At 71.2% G+C, this 17958-nt stretch carries 15 protein-coding genes; 9 read left to right on the forward strand and 6 right to left on the reverse strand.

Annotation, left to right across the window (positions count from 1 at the left end):
- The first annotated feature begins 5 nt into the window (after positions 1-5).
- Entirely contained in the window at positions 6-1394 is a 1389-nt protein-coding gene (locus tag RI211_RS04595; protein ID WP_315637396.1) for a glycosyltransferase, read from the forward strand.
- A gap of 56 nt (positions 1395-1450) precedes the next feature.
- On the opposite strand, the gene RI211_RS04600 is transcribed toward RI211_RS04595, so the two are convergent.
- Positions 1451-3547 (reverse strand): glycoside hydrolase family 10-like protein, encoded by a 2097-nt coding sequence (locus tag RI211_RS04600; protein WP_315637397.1) that lies wholly within the window; start codon positions 3545-3547, stop codon positions 1451-1453.
- Between the two features lie 183 nt (positions 3548-3730).
- Between RI211_RS04600 and RI211_RS04605 the strand changes: the two genes are divergently transcribed.
- Positions 3731-4159, forward strand: coding sequence for a YciI family protein (locus RI211_RS04605; protein ID WP_268777181.1), 429 nt, complete (start codon positions 3731-3733; stop codon positions 4157-4159).
- A 13-nt stretch (positions 4160-4172) separates the two neighbouring features.
- Positions 4173-5468: an RNA polymerase sigma factor gene (locus tag RI211_RS04610; protein WP_315637398.1), complete on the forward strand. Its 1296-nt coding sequence runs from the start codon at positions 4173-4175 to the stop codon at positions 5466-5468.
- Positions 5469-5565: 97 nt separating this feature from the next.
- On the opposite strand, the gene RI211_RS04615 is transcribed toward RI211_RS04610, so the two are convergent.
- Complete coding sequence (locus RI211_RS04615) at positions 5566-5838, reverse strand: GlsB/YeaQ/YmgE family stress response membrane protein (protein WP_187663444.1); 273 nt, start codon at positions 5836-5838, stop codon at positions 5566-5568.
- Between the two features lie 159 nt (positions 5839-5997).
- Complete coding sequence (locus tag RI211_RS04620) at positions 5998-6918, reverse strand: Bax inhibitor-1/YccA family protein (protein WP_187663445.1); 921 nt, start codon at positions 6916-6918, stop codon at positions 5998-6000.
- A gap of 91 nt (positions 6919-7009) precedes the next feature.
- Here RI211_RS04620 and RI211_RS04625 point away from each other — a divergent pair, with 91 nt between their 5' ends.
- A complete protein-coding gene (locus RI211_RS04625) occupies positions 7010-7996 on the forward strand; it encodes a glycerophosphodiester phosphodiesterase family protein (RefSeq protein ID WP_315637399.1) in 987 nt (328 codons plus the stop codon).
- A gap of 9 nt (positions 7997-8005) precedes the next feature.
- Here the strand turns inward: RI211_RS04625 and RI211_RS04630 are convergent, their stop codons facing one another.
- Complete coding sequence (locus RI211_RS04630) at positions 8006-8404, reverse strand: YccF domain-containing protein (RefSeq protein WP_315637400.1); 399 nt, start codon at positions 8402-8404, stop codon at positions 8006-8008.
- An 89-nt stretch (positions 8405-8493) separates the two neighbouring features.
- On the opposite strand from RI211_RS04630, the gene RI211_RS04635 reads away from it, so the two are divergent.
- The 5 genes from RI211_RS04635 (at position 8494) to ligD (ending at position 15366) form a co-directional block, all read left to right on the forward strand.
- Positions 8494-9480, forward strand: coding sequence for an ABC transporter ATP-binding protein (locus tag RI211_RS04635; RefSeq protein ID WP_315637401.1), 987 nt, complete (start codon positions 8494-8496; stop codon positions 9478-9480).
- Positions 9477-10493 (forward strand): ABC transporter permease, encoded by a 1017-nt coding sequence (locus tag RI211_RS04640; protein WP_315637402.1) that lies wholly within the window; start codon positions 9477-9479, stop codon positions 10491-10493. The genes RI211_RS04635 and RI211_RS04640 overlap by 4 nt, the downstream gene beginning before the upstream one ends.
- A 101-nt stretch (positions 10494-10594) precedes the next feature.
- Positions 10595-13048 carry an ATP-dependent helicase gene (locus RI211_RS04645; protein ID WP_312673463.1) on the forward strand — a complete coding sequence of 818 codons (2454 nt, stop codon included), beginning with the start codon at positions 10595-10597 and terminating at the stop codon, positions 13046-13048.
- A gap of 44 nt (positions 13049-13092) precedes the next feature.
- Complete coding sequence (locus tag RI211_RS04650; RefSeq protein WP_315637403.1) at positions 13093-14229, forward strand: SseB family protein; 1137 nt, start codon at positions 13093-13095, stop codon at positions 14227-14229.
- A 66-nt stretch (positions 14230-14295) separates the two neighbouring features.
- Positions 14296-15366, forward strand: coding sequence for a non-homologous end-joining DNA ligase (gene ligD / locus RI211_RS04655; RefSeq protein WP_315637404.1), 1071 nt, complete (start codon positions 14296-14298; stop codon positions 15364-15366).
- Positions 15367-15372: 6 nt separating this feature from the next.
- On the opposite strand, the gene RI211_RS04660 is transcribed toward ligD, so the two are convergent.
- Together RI211_RS04660 and RI211_RS04665 are read right to left on the reverse strand one after the other, a co-directional pair.
- The gene (locus RI211_RS04660) at positions 15373-16416 is read right to left on the reverse strand and encodes an ATP-dependent DNA ligase (RefSeq protein WP_315637405.1); all 1044 of its coding nucleotides are present in this window, start codon (positions 16414-16416) and stop codon (positions 15373-15375) included.
- 43 nt (positions 16417-16459) lie between these two features.
- Positions 16460-17911, reverse strand: coding sequence for a phytoene desaturase family protein (locus RI211_RS04665; protein WP_315637406.1), 1452 nt, complete (start codon positions 17909-17911; stop codon positions 16460-16462).
- Between the last annotated feature and the right edge of the window lie 47 nt (positions 17912-17958).

Below are 17958 nucleotides of genomic sequence, written 5' to 3' on the forward strand. Positions count from 1 at the left end.
GCACGATGCCCCCGGTCTCGGCGCCCGCCCTCCCGGACGCCGAGTACCTGGTGCTGTCCAGCCGCCTCATCCCGGGGCTGGACGGCGGGTACACGATCGCCACGCTCGCGCGCGCCCGGCTGTTGGCCGCCGCAGGGGCGGGGGAGGGCGCGGGTCCGCAGCTGCTGACCTTCGACCCGGGGACGGCGGCCGAGCACGCCGAGCACCGTCGCGTGTTCACCGAGCGCGGTGCGCTCACCGCCCGCGATCGCCTGCGGAACCTCTTCGACGAGGCGGTCGCGCCGGAGGGCGGAGCCGCCTCCTGGCTGCGAGACGCGGCCGACGCTGCGGTGACGGCCGACCCCGACGTGGAGTACCGGGTGCTCGCGGACGCCGAGGGGCGCCCCTTCGCGGCGCTCCCGGTGATCCCGGGCAACCCCGACTGGCACCTGACGGATGAACCGGTGCTGGTGTACGACGGCGGCGGCGTGGTCGTCGGTGCGCTGCACGGTTTCCGCGGACTCTACGGTGCCTGGCTCGGGCACGTCACCGCGGCGGTGGGGGACCGTCCGATCGTCGTGATCTGCGAGTCCCGCCAGCTCGGTGAGCTGATCGCCGATTGGGTCGACCCGCGCGTCCGCATCCTGCACCCCATCCACACCATGCACGTGGAGGCGCCCTACACGCCCGACGCGACCCTCAACACGCTCTGGACGCGCTGGTTCCGGCTGGCCGACCGCTTCGACGCGGTCATCTGGCCGACGGCCACGCAGCGCGACGACGTCGTGGCCCGGTTCGGCGACACCGCGAACCATGTCGTGGTGCCGAATCCCATCGCGCCGGTCGAGCGGAGGGACGACCTGCGCGAGGAGGGCCTCGTGGTCGTGCTGGGGCGGCTCGCGGCCGGCAAGCGCATCGACCATTCCATCCGTGCCTTCATCGAGGTGGACGTGCCGGGCTCCCGGATGGAGATCTGGGGCACGGGAGCAGAGCAGGAGCGGCTGGCGGCACTGATCGCCGAGCTCGACGCCGCGGACCGCGTGCGTCTCTGTGGCTACACCGCGGATCCGGCCACCGTTCTCGATCGGGCATCCGTGCTCGTCACCTCCACGGCGTTCGAAGGGCAGCCGCTGGGCATCGTCGAGGCCCTCCTGCACGGCACGCCCGTGGTGTCCTACGACGTGCGGTACGGCATCCGCGATGTTCTCGGTGCGGGCGGCGGGGTTCTCGTCCCCGCGGGCGACGTGGAGGCGCTGGGGGAGGCGCTCCGGGAGCTGCTGACCGACCAGGACCGTCTGGCGGCGCTGCGTGCCGAGGCGCCGGCCGTCGCGGCGGCGTGGAGTCCCGAGCGCTCGATGGAGGCGCTGGCCACGACCATCGCCGCCGTCGTGCAGGCTCCGTCCCGGCGCCGCTGAACGCGACCGTCGCGACCGCCGGGAGGTCGCGAGCGGCCCCCCGGCGGTCGATGGCGTCATCGCGTGCGGCGCCCGTGTGCGGCCACGACCGTGGTGACGGCGCCGGCGGCCAGTAGCAGGCCGCCCAGCACCAGAGCGACGATGGGGGCGTCGCCACCCGTCGCCGCGAGATCACCGCGCTCGCCACGCGTGGCCCCGCCCCCGGGTGCCGTGACGCCGTCCTCACCCGCAGCGCCCGGGTTCGACGGGCTGCCGGGGTCCGTCGGTCCGGTCGGATCCGTCGGAGTCCCCGGGTCGGTCGGGTCCACCGGCTCGTCCACGGCGACAGCCACCGGCGCACTCTCGACGGCGGCGGCATCCAGCGCGGTCACCACCCAGGTCTCCGTCGCAGCGCGCGCGGCGGTGGGGGCATCGTCGGCGGGGAGGGGGAAGCGGAACGACGCCGCGCCGCCTGCCCAGACCGTGTCCACCAGCGCGCCCGGCGTGGCGACGATCTGCGCCGGATCACCGGTTCCGCGATAGATCGCATACTGGCGGGCCTCCTGCGCGTCCCCGGCTTGCCAGCGGAGCTCGCCGTCGATGACCTCGGGGGCCGCCGGGGTGGCCACCTGTCCGTCCGAGAGCCAGGGCTTGGCCGGAACGAGCGTGGGGTGGGCGAAGGCCTCGCCCTCGAGGAGCTCGATCGCGGTGTTCTTGGCCTGGTGCTTGGGCTGCTGATCAGCGGGGAGAGAGCTCAGATCGCTGGCCTTCATGTCGTTGTAGCTGAACAGGACGCTGCCCTCGATGCCGTCGAGCTTCTGGTTGTACCGGATCTGGTTCGGCACCTCCTCCGGGTTCATCCAGGCCTGCTCCCAGCCGCCGTTGTTGACGTGCTTGTAGAGCGCATGCCCCACGTAGACCTGGGTGCGACTGCCCGCTGCGACGTCGCTCCACCACTGCGCGAGCTCCCCGTAGGGGGCGGCGGCCTGATCGAAGCTCCAGTAGATCTGCGGCACGATGTAGTCGATCAGCTCGTTCTGCACCCACCCGCGGGTGTCGGCGAAGACCGCCTGGCTGTACGTCTGCGACGAGCTGGTCGGCGTGTGGGATCCGGCCGGGTCCAGCGCCTCGTGCTCCCAGATCCCGAACGGGCTGATGCCGAGCTGCACGGCGGTGCCGCGGGCCGCGTTGCCGGCATCGATCGCGTCGCCGACGAGGGTGATGAGACCCGTGATGTTGTCGCGCCGCCACGCCTCGATGCCGTCCACGGTGTCGGGGTAGCCCGCCGTGAGGCCGAACTCCTCGAAGGTCGCGCGGTCCTCGCCCTGCGCGCCGAAGAACACGTTCTGGCCGTCGACGGTGATCCGGTACGGGTAGAAGTAGTCGTCGAAGTGGATGGCGTCGACGTCGTAGTTCTCCGTGATCTCGGCGACGGTGGCCGCGACGTACGCGGGGACCTCGGGCTGGCCCGGGTCCAGGAACAGCTTCTCCTCGAACGACAGCACCCAGTCGGGGTGCTGCACGGCGAAGTTGTCGTCGGCGAGGATGCCGGCGTCGTTGAGCGCCGCGATGTACTGCGGGATCGAGAGCGCCTTCACCTCGTCCGCGGTGAGCCCGAGTGCGGTGAGGATCGCGGGAGACGTCATCTTGGTGTTGGTCACACGGTAGGGGTTCAGCCAGGCGTGGAACTCCATGCCGCGCGCGTGCGTGGCCTCCACCATGCGCTGCAGCGGGTCGTACCCGGGATCGGCGCCCTGGGTGCCGGTGAGGAACTCGGACCACGGGTTGAGCGCCGAGGGGTAGTAGGCGTCCAGCAGCGGACGCACCTGGAAGATCACGGCGTTCATGTTCCAGGAGGCGAAGTCGTCGAGCACCGTCGCGTAGCGGGCGTCGAAGTCCGCCGCATCCGTGGGCTTGCCGAAGTTCAGGTTGCCTATCGTGCCGACCCAGGCGCTGGAGAAGCGGCGGTTCTCCGGCGTCAGCGTCGTGGGGATGGCGACCTGCTCTCCGGATCCCGGATAGGTGTACACGGGCTCCGTGCTGTAGCCATAGGCGCCGGAGGTGTCCTTGACGTACCGGGTCAACGGCTCCTCGTCGGGGGCCGCTCCGGCGGTGGTGGGGAGCGCCAGCAGGAGCAGGGCGGCAGCGGCGGCGGCCGCGATGCGTCTCTTCATCGAGTCTCGTCCGATCTGGAAAACAATTTCCATTGAAAGGGTGTGAACTGAAACTCTATGCCTTCAGTGCGTCCTCGAGAAGTCAACGAAAGAAGTTCCACCCCGATGTCGATCTCCGCTGTTCCCGTTCGACGTCTGTGATGAGAGGGTCGAGGAACGGCCCTTCGGAACAAGGAGAACATCATGAAGTTCATGCTCATCATGCGCGCGACCGACGACGCGGTGGCGGCCTACCAGGAGATGCCCTTCGAGCAGGTCATCGAGGCCATGGGCCGGTACAACGAGTCGATGATGAAGGCGGGCGTCCTCGTCGCCGGCGAGGGCCTGACCGACGCGGCGGAGGGCTTCGTCGTCGACTTCAGCGCCGAGAAGCCGCTCCTCACGGACGGCCCCTACGGGGAGACGAAGGAGCTCTTCAACGGCTTCTGGATCATCGAGGTCTCTTCGCGCGAGGAGGCCGCCGAGTGGGCGAGCCGGGCGCCGCTGGGGCCGGGGTCGTTCCTCGAGGTGCGCCGGGTGACCGGCCCCGAGGACTTCCCCGCCGACAACGAGTGGATCGAGAAGGAGGCGGGCTGGCGGGAGGAGCAGGCTCGCCGTACCGAGCAGGCGTGAGGCCGCTCCGCTGATGGACGGCTCCTCGGACCCGGGGACCACCTCGGCCGCCTCTGCGCAGGAGGCGGCCGAGCGGGCTGTCGCAGCGGTGTGGCGCATCGAGTCCGCGCGCATCGTCGGCACGCTGACGCGGATGGTCGGCGACTTCGGCCTGGCGGAGGATCTCGCGCAGGAGGCCCTGGTCGCCGCGCTGCGGCAGTGGCCCGTCGAAGGGGTCCCGCGCAACGCCGCGGCGTGGCTCACGGCCGTGGCGAAGCGGAAGGCGGTGGACGGGTGGCGCCGCCGCGAGCGGCTGGACGATCGTCTCGCTCTGATCGCGCACGAGCTCGAACAGGAGCAGGCGCAGGTGCCGGACCTGCCGTGGGATCCGGACGCGGTGGACGACGACGTGCTGCGCCTCCTCTTCATCGCGTGCCACCCGGTGCTCTCGCGGGAGGCGCAGGTCGCCCTGACGTTGCGGGTCGTCGGCGGTCTGTCGACCGGGGAGATCGCCCGCGCCTTCCTCATCCCCACCGCCACGGTGCAGCAGCGGATCGTGCGCGCGAAGAAGACGCTGGCGGCCGCGCACGCGCCGTTCGAGGTGCCACCGCGGGACGAGCATCCGGCGCGGCTCGGTGCGGTCCTCGGGGTGCTCTACCTCATCTTCAACGAGGCGCACGCAGCCAGCAGCGGTCCGGAGTGGATGCGGCCGGAGCTGAGCGACGAGGCCATCCGGCTCGCCAGGGTGCTCGCCGCGCTGCAGCCTCGGGAGCCGGAGGTGCACGGCCTGCTCGCGCTCCTGGAGCTCACGGCCGCCCGCTTCCCGGCGCGTACCGACCGGAACGGGGACCCGGTGCTGCTCGCCGATCAGGACCGCGGGCGCTGGGACCGCAGCCGGATCGCGCGGGGGAGAGCGGCTCTGGCGACGGCGGACGGACTCGGCCGCGGTCGCGGGGCGTACGGTCTGCAGGCAGCCATCGCCGAGTGCCATGCCGTCGCGCCGTCCGTGGAGGAGACGGACTGGGATCGCATCGTCGTGCTCTACGAGGCGCTGGGCCGGCTCACCCCGTCTCCGGTGGTGGAGCTGAACCGCGCGGCCGCCGTGGCCATGGCGACCGGGCCCGCCTCCGCTCTGCGGCTGCTCGATGAGCTGAGCGCGTCCGGGGTGCTGCGCGGGTACCATCTCCTCCCGGCCACGCGCGGCGAGCTGCTGCGTCGGCTCGGCAGGGAGAGTGAGGCGCGCAGCGAGTTCGCGGTGGCCGCAGGGCTGGCCGGCAACGACCGCGAACGCCGACTCCTGGAGCGCAAGGCACGTGCAGCCGAGGGCTGACCGGCAGCGGCACGAAAAAGACCCGCCCCTCACGGATGCTCTCGCAGCCGTGAGGGACGGGCGTGGGTGACGCGGAGCGCGTCGAGTGGGGTCTGCGTCAGTCGTTGACCCGCTGGCTGCGGCCCGCGATGAGGCCGTAGATCAGCAGCACGATGATCGAACCGCCGATGGCCAGGAGCCAGGTGCCGAGGTCCCAGAACTCCGTGAGCGGACGGTTGAGGATCAGGCTGCCGAGCCAGCCGCCGAGCAGGGCGCCGACGACGCCGAGCAGCAGGGTGATGAACCATCCGCCGCCCTGCTTGCCGGGCAGGATCAGCTTCGCGATGGCTCCGGCGATGAGGCCGAGAAGAAGAAAGCCGAGAAAACTCATGGTCAGCTCCTTGGGTCAGGAGCCCCGGGGTGCCGGGGCTTCGTGGTATCCACTGTGGCGCGTCGCCGGACCGCGTGCCAACCCCTTGCGCGCACCGTCCCGAATATGGCAAAGGCCCGCCTCCGCAGGGAGACGGGCCTTTCGTGGTGCCGTATTGCGTCAGTTGTTGCCGCGGGCGATCGCGATGATCCGCAGGATCTCGACGTAGAGCCAGACGACCGTGACCATGATGCCGAAGCCGCCGAGCCAGCCGTACTTGCGGGGAGCGCCGTTGCGCACGCCCTGCTGGATCTGGTCGAAGTCGAGCACCAGCGAGTAGGCCGCCATGATCACGACGAGGACGCCGATGATGAGGCCGAGCGGGATGCCCATGATCTCGGCGCTGAACAGACCGAAGGCGTTGTCGTTGATCCCGGTCCACATGAGGACGAGGTTCAGGAGCGAGAAGACCAGGTAGCCGATCATCGCGATCATGAAGATCTTGGTCGCCTTCTTCGAGGCGCGGATCTTGCCGCTCGCGAAGAGGGCGAGGGTCACGCCGACGACCGAGACGGTCGCGAGCGTCGCCTGGAAGACGATGCCGGGCCAGCGGACCTCGAAGAATGCCGAGATGCCGCCGATGAAGAGGCCCTCGAAGGCCGCGTAGGCGAAGATCAGCGCGGGGCGGACCTTCTTGCGCGAGGTGAAGGTGATGACCATCGCCAGCACGAAGCCGCCGAGCGCCCCGAGGGCCCAGGGCAGCACGTTGACGGCGGCGGGGTTGTACGGGTCGTACCGCGGCACGTCGAGGCCGCCGAGCGTCAGCACCCAGCCGACGGCGGCGGTCACGAGGAGGATGCCGAACAGGCCGGCGGTCTTCCACACGGTGTCCTCGACGGACATCCGGTCGGTCTCGAGGGCGCCGGCCGCGGGGGCGGCGTACATGCCCTCGAGCTGCGCGTTGGCGGCGGCATCCATCGCACCGTGCTGGAGCGACGCGGCCTGTGCGCCCTGCGCACCCTGGGGGGCACCCGGGTAGGTCGCGACGTTGCGCGGGTCCTGCTGCTGGAACGCAGGATTGTTGAAGGCGAAGTTGCTCATCAGGTGGGCCTCACTCCAAAGGGGGGTCGTAGGTCGCTTTCCTCCACGATACCCGGGCGGCGACACTCCCGGGGTGCCTTACGCTGTGAGCGTGCCCAGCAAATCCCCGCTCGTCATCGGGCATCGCGGCGCTCCCGGCTACCGCCCCGAGCACACCCGCTCGTCCTACGAGCTCGCCCTCGCGATGGGGGTCGACGCCGTCGAGCCGGATGTGGTCGCCACCAAGGACGGCGTGCTTGTCGTGCGGCACGAGAACGAGATCTCCGGCACCACCGACGTCGCCGATCACCCGGAGTTCGCCGACCGCCGGACGACGAGGCGCGTGGACGGCGCCGCGCTGACCGGCTGGTTCACCGAGGACTTCACCTGGGAGGAACTGTCCACGCTGCGGTGCCGGGAGCGGCTGCCGAAGATCCGGTCGTCCAGCGCCTCCTTCGACGGCGCGGAGCCGATCCTGCGTCTGCGCGACGTGCTCGACCTGGTGCGGGCGGCCGCGGCCGCTCAGGGGCGGGAGATCGGCGTCGTGCTCGAGGTCAAACACGCCACCCACTTCGCGAGCATCGGGCTCGACCTCGCGCCGCTCATCGCGCAGGAGCTGCGGGATGCGCGGTGGGCGGCGGGGGGGCTGCCGCTCATCGTGGAGAGCTTCGAATCGACCGTGCTCGGACAGCTCCGTGCCGAGGGCGTCGACGCGAGCTTCGTCTACCTCATCGAGGCGGCGGGACAGCCGTATGATCTCCTCGTCGCGGAGGGAGCAACCGCCCTGAGTTACCCGGAGACGGTGGTGCCCGAGAACCTCGACCGTCTGGTCGGGCGAGTCGACGGGATCAGCGTCGACAAGAAGATGCTCCTCGTGCCGGGGACGACGCTGGTGGCCGACGCCCATGCCCGCGGTCTGACCGTCTTCACCTGGACCTGTCGGCCGGAGAACACCTTCCTCGCGGCGCCGCACCGCGGGCAGGGAGGCAAGAGCGCGTTCGGGGACTACGAGGCCGAGTGGGCCGTGATCGCGCGGCAGGGCGTGGACGGCGTCTTCGTCGACCACCCCGACCTCGGCGTCGCCGTCTTCCGCGCCTGAGCCACGGCGCTAGAGCGTGCGGTCGAACGCGCCTTGACGGGTGGAGACGATCTCCTTGCCGAGCGGCATGAGCGAGACCGGGACCATCTTGAAGTCGGCGATGCCCATCGGGATGCCGATGATGGTGACGCACAGCGCCAGCCCCGAGACGATGTGACCGAGCGCGAGCCACCATCCCGCGAGGATGACCCAGAGCACGTTCCCGAGGAACGAACCCACGCCGGCCGTCGGCTTGCTGACGACCTCGCGGCCGAAGGGCCAGATGGCGTAGGCGGCGATGCGGAACGACGCGATGGCCCACGGGATCGTGATGATCGGGATGCACAGCAGCAGGCCGGCCAGCACGTAGCCGAGGAAGAGCGCCCAGCCCGCGAGGATGACCCAGATGATGTTGAGGATCGTGCGCATACTGCGATTGTGTCACCCGCGGGGCGGCGCGGCTGGGCATCAGCCCGGAGGTCCCCGGCGCTTGCGCCCGGCGATGCCAGACTGACCGCATGACCGGAATAGTGGTGGACGACGTCAGTAGAGCGTTCGGGGACGTGCAGGCCGTGCGAGGGGCCACGCTGCGCGCAGAGGCGGGAAGGGTGACGGGCCTGGTGGGCCCGAATGGGGCGGGCAAGACGACCCTGCTCCTGATGCTCGCCTCGCTGCTCGCCCCCGACAGCGGCTCGATCCGCATCGGCGGCATCGACCCCGAGGCCGATCCGCTCGCCGCCCGTCGGGTGCTGGGGTGGATGCCGGACGCGCTCGGCGCCTGGCCCTCGCTCACGGCCCGCGAGACGATCGTGACCACCGCTCGGCTCTACGGGATCGACCGCCCGGACGCGGAACGGCGGGCGCAGCACCTCCTCGGCCTGGTCGGTCTCGGGGAGCTCGCGGATTCGGCGGCGAAGGTGCTCTCCCGCGGGCAGAAGCAGAAGCTCGGCCTCGCCCGTGCCCTGGTCCACGACCCGCAGGTGCTGCTCCTCGACGAACCGGCCTCCGGCCTCGATCCCGAGGCCCGCGTGCAGCTGCGGGTGCTGTTGCGCCGCTTCGCGGCCGAGGGACGCACGGTCCTGATCTCCAGCCATGTCCTGTCCGAGCTCGAGGAGGTCGTGGACGACGCGGTCTTCCTCGTGGGCGGGGCGGTCGTGGACGCCGCTCCGGCACAGAGCACGGTCCGCGCCTGGCGGGTGCGGCTCGCCGGTGCGACACCCGCGCGCCTGACCGCGGACACCTGGCAGGTCGCGTCGACTCTCGGGCTGGCTCCCGAGTCCCTCGTCGTGGACCGTGGGGCCGTCCTCGTCGGCTTCCCGGGCGAGGACGCCGCAGCCCAGTCGCTGCGTCACCTCGTGGAGGCGGGTCTCCCGGTCGCGGAGTTCGCGCCCGCGCAGAGCGACCTGGAGCACACCTTCCTCGCGCTCCGGAACCCGCAGCCGCCCGCGGCGACGACCCCACCCCCGCCGCCTGCGGCACCCCACGGAACGGAGGCGGGAGCATGAGCCTCGCGAACATCGGCGTCATCGCGCGCCTGGAACTGACCCAGCGGCTGCGGAGCGTCGGCTGGTACGTGCTCCTCGGCGTCTTCGCGCTGGTGCTCCTCGGCGTCACCGGCCTGTCGTTCGCCGTGTACTCCTGGGGGGAGGACGTCGGGGCCGGCGTGTCGTCCATCGTCGTCAACGTGGTCCTGCTGCTCGTCGTGCTCGTCTCGCCGACGCTCAGCGGCAACGCCATCAACGGCGACCGGGAGGCGGCCACGCTCGCGCCGATCCAGGTCACCGCGGCGTCGACCGGCGACATCATGCTGGGAAAGCTCCTCGCGGCGATCGCGACGGGTGGCGCGTTCCTGCTGGTGGCCGTTCCGTTCCTCGCGGCGTCGCTGCTGGCGGGTGGAACCGATCCGATCGTGCTGTTCGTGGCGCTGCTCGTCCTCGCCGCCGAGATCATCATCGTCGCCGCGATCGGCGTGGGGCTGAGCGGCCTCATCGCCCGACCGCTGTTCTCCGTCGCGTCCACCTACCTCGTGGTGTCGGCGCTCGTCATCGGCACGATCATCGTCTTCGCACTCGGCGGCCTGGCCGTGCGCAGCGAGGCGACCACCTACAGCCGCCCCTACGACAGCAACGGCAACGTGGACTGCGAGAGCTGGGACAGCTACACGTACGAGGCGCCGCGGTTCGACCTCGTGTGGTGGGCGCTCGCCGCCAACCCGTTCGTCGTGCTCGCCGACGCGACCCCCACCGAGTTCAACACGAGCGGGTACCCGGTCGATCTGTACGGGCAGATCAAGTGGGGTGTCCGCAGCGCGCAGCTCTCGCCGCTGGAGCAGCGATGGGACGACTGCGATCCGGAGAGCGGTTCCCAGACGGCCGAGCAGGTGATCGACGAGACCGTGCCCAGCTGGTTCGTGGGGCTCGGGGTGCAGGTCGTGCTCGCCGGGGCGCTGTTCGCGGGAGCGTGGGCACGGACGCGGACGCCGGCGCGGCGGCTGCCGCCCGGCACGCGCATCGCCTGACCGGAAGCGGACCGCCGTCCGGCTCGGAGGGGTGCGCGTCGTCCGCGTACCCCTCCGCCGGGGCCCTCGATGTCGGTGCCGCCGCCTAGACTCGAGAGGTCATGACCGAAGCCCCTCTCATCGTCCCCGGATCCGTCGGCCCGCAGTCCTCCGGCGCCCCCGCGCAGGACGACCTCCTCGCCGGCCTCAACCCCCAGCAGCTCGAGGCCGTCACCTATCGCGGCCCCGCGCTGCTCATCGTCGCCGGCGCCGGTTCGGGCAAGACGAGCGTGCTCACGCGCCGCATCGCCTCGCTCCTGCGCAGCCGGGAGGCGTGGCCGAGCCAGATCCTCGCCATCACCTTCACCAACAAGGCCGCCGGCGAGATGCGCGAGCGCGTCGAAGGGCTCATCGGGGACGCCGCGCGCGGCATGTGGATCTCCACGTTCCACTCCGCGTGCGTCCGGATCCTCCGCCGCGAGGCGCAGCAGTTCGGGTTCACGAAGAACTTCACCATCTACGATTCCGGCGACTCCCGCGCCCTCCTCAAGCGCCTGGTCAAGGAGCATGAGGCCGACGCCTACGGCCTCACCCCGGCGGCGGTCCAGGGGCGCATCTCCAAGCTCAAGAACGAGCTCTCCGACGCCGAGGCCTACGCACGCCAGGCCAACATGAGCGACCCGGCCGAGCGCGTCTTCGTCGAGGTCTTCGCCGACTACCAGCGGCAGCTCCAGAAGGCCAACGCCTTCGACTTCGACGACCTCATCGGCCAGACGGTCTACCTGTTCCGGGCGTTCCCCCAGGTCGCCGACACCTACCGCCGCCGGTTCCGCCACATCCTCGTCGACGAGTACCAGGACACCAACCACGCGCAGTACGCGCTCATCCACGAGCTCACCCGTCCGGTGTCCGGCGTCGGCGCGACACCAGAGCCGTATGCCGCCAACGGCATGATGATCTTCGAGCCCGACCCCGAGCCGGCACCGGGAGCCGGTGAGGCCGGGGCGTCGCTGACCGTGGTCGGCGACTCGGATCAGTCGATCTACGCCTTCCGCGGCGCGGACATCCGCAACATCAGCGAGTTCGAGCGCGACTTCCCGGGGGCGAAGGTCGTCCTCCTCGAGCAGAACTACCGCTCGACGCAGAACATCCTCTCCGCCGCGAACGCCGTCATCGGCAACAACTTCGACCGCAAGGACAAGAAGCTCTGGAGCGACCGCGGCGAGGGCGACAGGATCATCGGCTTCACCGGCTACTCGCAGCACGACGAGGCCCAGTTCGTCGCCGACGAGATCGAGGCCCTGCACCGCAAGGGCATGCCGTACTCGGAGATGGCCGTCTTCTACCGCACGAACTCGCAGTCCCGCGCGCTGGAGGAGATCTTCATCCGCTCGGCCGTGCCGTACAAGATCATGGGCGGCACCAAGTTCTACGAGCGCGCCGAGATCAAGGACGCCCTGGCCTACCTCGTGGCGGTCGCCAATCCCGCCGATGAGATGGCCGTGCGCCGCATCCTCAACAAGCCGCGGCGCGGCATCGGCGACGTCACAGAGACCGCCATCGCCCGTTTCGCCGAGGAGCACGGCATCTCCTTCCGCGATGCCCTGTCGCTGCCGGGGCAGCTCGGTGTGGGCCCGAAGATCCAGGCCGCCGTCGCCCAGCTCGATGCGGTTCTCGCCGAGGCGACGGCGATCATGCTCCCGCCGACGGGGGAGGTGCCGCCGCCCACCTCCGTGGCCGACGGGCTCAGCCTCCTGCTGTCCAAGAGCGGGTACCTCGACGCCCTGCGCGCCAGCCGCGACCCGCAGGACGAGGCCCGCGTGGAGAACCTCGACGAGTTCGTGGCCGTGACCCGCGACTTCGCGCGCAACAACCCCGAGGGCACCATCACCGACTTCCTCACCGAGGTCGCGCTGGTCTCCGACGCGGACGACCTCGACGACGAGTCCGGGTCGGTCTCGCTCATGACGATGCACACCGCCAAGGGCCTGGAGTACGACGCGGTCTTCGTGACCGGCGTCGAGGAGGACCTCATCCCGCACCGCATCTCGGCGGGAGAGCCCGGCGGACCGCAGGAGGAGCGACGCCTGTTCTACGTGGGCATCACCCGCGCCCGCAAGCGCCTGCACCTGTCCCTGGCGATGACCCGCGCGCAGTTCGGCGAGGTGACGGTCGCGATGCCCAGCCGGTTCCTGCAGGAGATCCCGGCCTCCCTCATCGACTGGCGGCAGTCCCCGGGCGACGTCAACTCCCGCGGGGGCATGCAGTCCCGCGCGTTGAACGCCCGCCGCTCCGGGGGCTCTGGCGACCGCTTCGGCGTCAAGGCCCTGCCCCGCGACTCCCTCAAGCCGCTCTCGACGGCGATGGACAAGATCCCCAACCGCGTCACCGCCAAGATGCGCGACAACGGCGACCTCGAGCTCGCCGCCGGTGACCGCATCCGGCACGACGACTTCGGCGAGGGTCGGGTCGATGCCGTCACCGGCGAGGGGGCCAAGCGCATCGCCCACGTCCGGTTCGACACGGCGGGGCAGAAGAAGCTGCTCATCAAGGTCGCACCGATCCAGAAGCTCTGACGTCGCGGCGAAGGGGGCGGGGAGACACGGTTAGGCTGGCTCCCATGGCCCTCTTCTCCCGCCGCAAGAAGTCCGGCGACGACGCCGTCGCTCCCGCCCCCTCCGCCGCTCCGGCAGCCGACACCGAGGAGGACGCGAGCATGACGACCGAGGAGTCGGAGGCGTCGACGGCCGAGGCATCGCCCGCCGTCGGCATCTCCGTCCAGGCGTTCCGCGGAGTCGGCGCCGAAGCCGGACCCGAGGTCGCCCTTCCGGATCCGGATGCCGCGACAGCACCGGCGCCCGCTGCCGCAGCGACACCGCCGCGCCCGGCGGAGGAGCCCGCTGCGCCGGCTGCCGAGCGGAAGCTCCCGCTCGCTCCTGCGCTCCCGCCCGAGCAGACCGAGACCGTGGCAGGGATGAAGGACAACGTCCTCCTGCGCGAGTCCCTGGCGCAGATCGAGGCGGGCGCCTCCAACGAGCAGCTCCTCGGAGTGCTCCGCCAGGCTCTGCAGAGCCACCTCTACATCCGCGTGAGCGGTGATGCCCGCGCGCAGATCAGCGAGGGCAAGCCGCTGGCCGTCGCCGTGGTCCGCGACGGAGAGCGGCAGTTCATGCTGGCATTCAGCTCGGCGGCCGCCGTCCGCGACTCCGTCCAGCTCGAAGCAGACCCGTCCGCCACGTCCGCGGTCGCCCAGCCGACGACCTCGGTCATGCAGCAGGTCGTCTCCGGCGACTTCGCGGGTCTCATCATCGACAACGCCTCGGCGCCGCATCGTGTGGTGTTCCCCACTGAGCTCCTGCAGAAGACGCTCGAGCAGGCCGACGTCGACATGACCGTGAAGTCGCTGCTCGCCGCTCCGCGGGAGCAGGACTCGCCCGCCAAGGTGGGCGAGGCCCTCGCCACGACGCGCATGTGGGTGGCCGTGAACGACGGATCCGGCACCGGTCAGGTCGGCATCGCCGAGGCTCAGACAGCCGACGGTCGGCGCTTCCTCCAGCTCTTCTCGCACCCGCTGGAGGTCATCGCGCTGGGCCGCGGCGACCGCCCGCTGCCCTTCGAGCCTGACCAGCTCGCGAAGGTGCTGTCGAGCCACTCCGAGATGGCCGGCGTCATCATCGACTCCGCAGGACCCTCGATGGTGGTGGAGCGCGACGCCCTCGCCCCGGTGCTCGTGCGCGCGGTGCGGATCGAGGACTGACGGCACGGGTCCACCGGGGGCCTGCCGGGGGTTCCGTGCGTCGTGACCGCCCCCTAGGGTCGGAGCATGGCCTCTGAACGCGTGACCCTGACCGTCGCCGACACCGACGGAGAGCGTGAGGTCGCGCTCTCCAGCCCGAATCGGATCGTCTGGCCCGACCTCGGTATCACCAAGGCGGAACTCGCCGAGTACGTGCAGCTCGTGTCTGTGCCGTTCCTCTCGGCGAACGGCAACCGCCCGGTGTCCCTGGAGCGCTTCCGCGACGGCGTCGGCGCTGCCGGCGGTCCGCGTCTCGAGGGGTTCTTCTCGAAGAACCCGCCGAAGGGCACTCCGGACTTCGTCGACGCCGTCACGGTCACCTACAACAGCGGCCGCCGTCACCCGCAGATCGTCCTGAACCGCACGAGCGCGATCGTGTGGGCGGTGCAGATGAACACCATCGTCTTCCACCCGTGGGCATCGCTGGCGACCGACTCCGACAACCCGGTCGAGCTGCGGATCGACCTCGATCCCCAGCCGGGCACCGGGTTCGCCGAGGCCGTCCCCGCCGCCCACGCTCTGCGGGAGGTGTTGCGGGAGGCCGGGCTGGAGGCGTTCGCGAAGACGAGCGGCAACCGCGGCCTGCACGTCTTCGCCCCGATCGAGCCGACCCACGAGTTCCTCGACGTGCGGCACGCCGTGATCGCCGCCGGCCGGGAGCTCGAACGCCGGATGCCGGATCGCGTCACGACGAACTGGTGGAAGGAAGAGCGGGGCGAGCGCCTCTTCGTCGACTTCAACCAGGCCAACCGCGACCGCACGATGGCCGGCGCCTACAGTCCGCGCGCCCTCCCCGGTGCGACCGTCGCGACGCCTGTGCACTGGGACGAGCTCGACGATCTCGACCCCAGGACGTTCACCGTCCGGAGCGTCCCGCAGCGGCTCGAAGAGGTCGGCGACCCCTGGGCCGACATGCAGGCGAAGCCCGGGCGCATCGACACGCTGCTGGAGTGGTGGGAGCGCGACACGGCGGACGGCCTCGGGGAGTTGCCCTTCCCACCGGAGTTCCCGAAGATGCCGGGAGAGCCGCCGCGCGTGCAGCCGAGCAAGAAGAACGCCGCGAACTGGGATGCCGACGGCAACCCCGTCGACGACTGAGCGCGCTCAGCTCAGGACGTCGGCGAGGTCGTAGCCGTCGACGGTGTCGAGCTGGTCGTACGTGCAGGAGCGGGCTTCCCGGTCCGGCCTCCATCGCTCGAACTGCACGGTGTGGCGGAAGCGGGCGCCCTCGAGCTGGTCGTACCGCACCTCCAGCACCCGCTCGGGGCGCAGGCGCACGAACGACACGTCCTTCGATCCGCTGAACCGCGACCGCTCACCCTCACCCGTCACGGCGGCGCCGTCCTCGTCGCGCTCGACCAGCGGCGCGAGCTCCTCCACGAGCTGCTTCCGCTTCGCGTCACTCCACGCCGCGACGCCGCCGACCTGGCGCAGGGTCCCGTCGGCGTCGTAGAGCCCGACGAGCAGCGAGCCGACCCCGGTGCCGGACTTGTGGATGCGGTAGCCGAGGGCGACGACGTCGGCGGTCCGCGCATGCTTGATCTTGAACAGGGTGCGCTTCCCCGGCGCGTACGGCTGGGCCAGCGGCTTCGCCACGACGCCGTCGAGCCCCGCGCCCTCGAACTCCTCGAGCCAGCGGACGGCCGCGTCCCGATCGCGGGTGGTCCTGGTCAGGTGCAGCGGGTGCTCCACGGACTCCATGAGTGTCTCCAGCCGGGCCCGGCGCGTCTCGAACGACTGGGCCCGCAGGTCGTCCTCCCCGGAGGCGAGCAGATCGAAGGCGATGAACATGGCCGGGGTCTCCGTGGCGAGCTTCGCGACCCGGGAGGCCGCCGGGTGGATGCGCTGACTGAGGGCCTCCCAGTCCAGACGCTGCGCGCCGTGCGGACCCGTGGCCACGACGATCTCGCCGTCGAGCAGGCAGGGCACGGGCAGCAGCTGCGGGATCGCGTCGACGAGCTCCGGGAAGTAGCGCGTCAGGGGCTTCGCGCCGCGGGACCCGATCTCGACCTTCTCGCCGTCCCAGGCGACGAGCCCGCGGAACCCGTCCCACTTCGGCTCGTAGAGCAGGCCGCCCGGCGTCTTGTCGGGGTCGGGAACGGCCGCGACGGCTTTGGCGAGCATGGGGGCCGGGATCTCGTAGCGCATGCACCCATCCTGGACCGGGCGGCGAGCGGGGGAAAGGGCCGGGTCAGCCGAACAGGTCGTCGAGCTCCGCGGGCGTGCCGGCGTCGCGGAGCACGGTGTGTGCCGCGTGCCATCCCGCCATGCCGTTGACCGCGGGGCCGGGCGGAGTCGAGGCCGACGCGAGGTACACGCCGCGCATCGGCGTCCGCCACGGGGTGGGGGAGAGGACGGGGCGGCGCAGGGCCTGACGCATGTCGAAGACGCCGCCGGAGATGTCGCCGCCGATCTCGGCCGGGTTGATCGCCTCGCGCGAGGATGCCGGCACCGCATGGTGGGCGAGGATCCGGTCGCGGAATCCCGGCGCGAAGCGCTCGACCTGTGCGGTGATGAGTTCGGTCGGGTCGAGGTCGGAGCCGTTCGGCACGTGGATGTACGCCCAGAGCACGGCCTTGCCGTCGGGCGCTCTGGTCGGGTCGAAGAGCGAGGGCTGGACCGCCAGCACGTACGGACGCTCGGACACGTGGCCGACCGCGACCGCGTTCTCGCTGTTCCACACCTCCTCCCTCGTCCCGGCGACGTGCACGGTCGGGGCGCTCCGCACGTGCTCGTTCGCCCACGGGACGGGTCCATCGAGCGCGAAATCGACCTTCGCCGCCGCGGCGCCGTAGCGGTAGCCGCGGAGGGCGCGGGCGTACGAGGCCGGGATGTCAGGGTGGGTGAGTGCGAGCCGGGGAGAGGTGTTGAGCAGCAGCACGTCACCGCGGTCGGGGTCGCCCGCGTCCAGGTCCGCGAGGTCGGTGACGCGGGCGCCCGTCTCGATCGTGCCGCCATGGGCCTCGAGATCGGCGATGAGGGCGTCCGCGATCACCTGCGAGCCGCCGCGGGGGTACGGCCAGCCGCCGGCGTGGGCGAGCCCGGCCAGCAGCAGACCCGCCGCGGCGCCGGCGAGCGTGGGCTGCGGGGAGTTCGCGTGCGCGACCACTCCGGCCATGAGCGCGGCCGCTTCCTCCGTGCGGAAGGCGGCCCGCGCGAGGGGCGTGCCCTGGTCGAGCATGCGGATGGCGTAGCGGACGGCGGTGATCGGGTCCTGCGGGAGGCGGAGGAGCTGGTTCCCGGTGAAGTCCGTGACGCCGTCGATGTGCGTGCTGAGGGGGCGGAGCCGGCGCAGCCAGGCGCCCCCGTCGATGCCGAGGTCGGCGGCGGTGCGCTCGATGTCGCGCCACGCGACGGCGGCACGACCGTCGTCCAGAGGATGGGCGAAGGAGATCTCGGGGCGGATCCACTCGATCCGCTCGTCGAGCCCGAACGCCTGGAAGAAGGGCGAGGCGACGGCCGCGGGGTGGACGGCCGAGCAGACGTCGTGACGGAAGCCGGGGAGGGTGGCCTCCCGAGTGCGCAGGCCCCCTCCGACCGTGTCCGCAGCCTCGAGCACGCGTACCCGGTAGCCGGCGCGGGCGAGGGAGACGGCGGCGGCGAGGCCGTTCGGGCCGGATCCGATGATCGTCGCGAGTGCCATGCGGCCAGTCTCGCACGCGAGTCCGCGGTCGGCGGAGGGGGTTGCGC

The organism is Microbacterium meiriae, assembly GCF_032364335.1.
Classification (GTDB): Bacteria; Actinomycetota; Actinomycetes; order Actinomycetales; family Microbacteriaceae; genus Microbacterium; species Microbacterium meiriae.

What these genes read in the sequence shown, in the direction of transcription:
- RI211_RS04615 (WP_187663444.1), bottom strand. Translation starts at nt 5,838, where the DNA reads ATGAGTTTTCTCGGCTTTCTTCTTCTCGGCCTCATCGCCGGAGCCATC.
- RI211_RS04620 (WP_187663445.1), bottom strand. Translation starts at nt 6,918, where the DNA reads ATGAGCAACTTCGCCTTCAACAATCCTGCGTTCCAGCAGCAGGACCCG.
- RI211_RS04660 (WP_315637405.1), bottom strand. Translation starts at nt 16,416, where the DNA reads ATGCGCTACGAGATCCCGGCCCCCATGCTCGCCAAAGCCGTCGCGGCC.
- RI211_RS04605 (WP_268777181.1), top strand. Translation starts at nt 3,731, where the DNA reads ATGAAGTTCATGCTCATCATGCGCGCGACCGACGACGCGGTGGCGGCC.
- RI211_RS04600 (WP_315637397.1), bottom strand. Translation starts at nt 3,547, where the DNA reads ATGAAGAGACGCATCGCGGCCGCCGCCGCTGCCGCCCTGCTCCTGCTG.
- RI211_RS04665 (WP_315637406.1), bottom strand. Translation starts at nt 17,911, where the DNA reads ATGGCACTCGCGACGATCATCGGATCCGGCCCGAACGGCCTCGCCGCC.
- RI211_RS04630 (WP_315637400.1), bottom strand. Translation starts at nt 8,404, where the DNA reads ATGCGCACGATCCTCAACATCATCTGGGTCATCCTCGCGGGCTGGGCG.
- RI211_RS04610 (WP_315637398.1), top strand. Translation starts at nt 4,173, where the DNA reads ATGGACGGCTCCTCGGACCCGGGGACCACCTCGGCCGCCTCTGCGCAG.
- RI211_RS04645 (WP_312673463.1), top strand. Translation starts at nt 10,595, where the DNA reads ATGACCGAAGCCCCTCTCATCGTCCCCGGATCCGTCGGCCCGCAGTCC.
- ligD (WP_315637404.1), top strand. Translation starts at nt 14,296, where the DNA reads ATGGCCTCTGAACGCGTGACCCTGACCGTCGCCGACACCGACGGAGAG.
- RI211_RS04635 (WP_315637401.1), top strand. Translation starts at nt 8,494, where the DNA reads ATGACCGGAATAGTGGTGGACGACGTCAGTAGAGCGTTCGGGGACGTG.
- RI211_RS04595 (WP_315637396.1), top strand. Translation starts at nt 6, where the DNA reads ATGCCCCCGGTCTCGGCGCCCGCCCTCCCGGACGCCGAGTACCTGGTG.
- RI211_RS04640 (WP_315637402.1), top strand. Translation starts at nt 9,477, where the DNA reads ATGAGCCTCGCGAACATCGGCGTCATCGCGCGCCTGGAACTGACCCAG.
- RI211_RS04650 (WP_315637403.1), top strand. Translation starts at nt 13,093, where the DNA reads ATGGCCCTCTTCTCCCGCCGCAAGAAGTCCGGCGACGACGCCGTCGCT.